This is a genomic window from Acinetobacter stercoris, assembly GCF_900323515.1.
GTDB classification, from domain to species: Bacteria; Pseudomonadota; Gammaproteobacteria; order Pseudomonadales; family Moraxellaceae; genus Acinetobacter; species Acinetobacter stercoris.
Genome location: NZ_OOGT01000366.1, coordinates 1 through 1,678, shown reverse-complemented (window position 1 = coordinate 1,678; position 1,678 = coordinate 1). Strand labels below are relative to the sequence as shown.

Below are 1,678 nucleotides of genomic sequence, written 5' to 3'. Positions count from 1 at the left end.
GTTTGAAGATGATTATGCCAAACATGAATTTCTTCCAGAAGTTCATTAAAAACATTATTTAAATCCTGAAATTCTTTAATATTGTTTTTAGGAAAACGTAGATTGTAAGCTTTTTGCCCACTGACGAGTTTGGCAATATTCATAAGTGGGAAGATAGATTGCATGATGTGCCGGTAGGTTGAATTGATCGTCCACCATAGTGCAACCAGCATAAAAAACATTCCGATCGCCAGGCCGACAAAGATTTTAAAGAAGAATGCCATAATCTCATTGGCACTACCGTAGACGATAAGCTGTCCAACCAGTTGACTACGATGATAAATGGGTAATTCGACAGGATCTTGAAGGAAGAAATGATCAAACAGATTTTGTAAACCTGAATAATGTTCAATCGTTTTAATACTGTGAGAAATCTGTTCGCCGTGGCTATCGAGTACCTGAATTTTACGGATCGAATGTTGATGCGTGTATTCATTCAATATTTGTGAAAGTGCCATTTGGTCTTTAAAGACTAGAGCAGGCTGGATTCGTTCACCAATAGTTCGCCCAATCAGTTGTAAATTTTGTTTGGCGTAAGATTCAACTGTTAAAACAGAAATGGAAATAAATGTAACTGTACAAATCAGGAACGTAATAGCAAAAATTGTAATCTGTGATTTTCTGAATAATGTTTGTAAGGAGCGCGTTTTAAAAAAATTCATCATTTTAGTTCTCCGCGTTCTTTGCTAATAAAAGTACACGAGGGTCAACATGGACACGAGAACGACTTAAAGTATCAAGATTGATTTTAAAAGAGGTGTTGCCATTTTTAGTTGTAAATAGACAAAATGCACTGCCAATTTCACAGTCATTATTATTGGTACTAAAAGACAAAATCAGAGCATTAGTATTTTTGAGTAAGAACTGCTGTTGTACTTCAGGTGATGTGTTGGTAAAAAAAACAGCATCACAATTTTCTTTAGAAACAGACTCTAACCGAACAGATCCTATCGTGTAATTATATTGTAGTTGTTTAGAGAAATTTCGAAGCTGTGTTGTTGCATTTGCATTGTCTACAACACAAACATTAGGCGTAGGGTCTTTCCAGTGAACATAACTCAGTATAGATAATGTCGTAATGTAAATATTATGGGGAGAGTAGGCAAAAGAGCTGATGGGGACAAAAAATAATAATGTCCCGAATAAATAATGCCGTTTTCGGAAGAAAGAAATCATTTAAATAAAATAAAAAAGAATTGACTAAGTTTAAATAAAAAAAATGAGTAAAAAAAGTACATTTTTCAAAGAAAGCATAATAATGTGAGAAATAGTGTTTAAAAAAACAACGCCTGATAAAATAAATCACAAAAAGGTGTTGCAAGGTGCATAAAATGCTGTAGAATGCACATCCATCGGCGGTGATGTTGATTAAAACTTCTTAAAAATCAGTTAGTTGAAGAAATTGATTGAGTTTGGGTTGTTTAAAAATAAATGAACATCATGGTTGACTTTCTAGAAATAGAGAGTAATATAGCCGACCTAGCTTGATGGCGATGAGCCATGAAGAAGATCATTAAGAGAATATGAAGAACAACTTGTGTGGATTTTTACTGGTTGATTAACGATAAATTATCATTGATTGATTGGTAGAAATTACTCGAAGTTTATTTGAGAATTTTTGTCAGTAATTGATGAGCCA

At 33.6% G+C, this 1,678-nt stretch carries 2 protein-coding genes; both read right to left on the bottom strand.

Going from position 1 to position 1,678, the window contains the following annotated elements:
- On the bottom strand, positions 1–704 hold a 704-nt coding region (locus KPC_RS19545; RefSeq protein WP_322873894.1), incomplete at its 3' end, for a CHASE sensor domain-containing protein.
- 1 nt (position 705) lies between these two features.
- Positions 706–1,215 carry a YfiR family protein gene (locus tag KPC_RS19540; RefSeq protein WP_121975968.1) on the bottom strand — a complete coding sequence of 170 codons (510 nt, stop codon included), beginning with the start codon at positions 1,213–1,215 and terminating at the stop codon, positions 706–708.
- Positions 1,216–1,678 lie beyond the last annotated feature (463 nt).

What these genes read in the sequence shown, in the direction of transcription:
- KPC_RS19540 (WP_121975968.1), bottom strand. Translation starts at nt 1,215, where the DNA reads ATGATTTCTTTCTTCCGAAAACGGCATTATTTATTCGGGACATTATTA.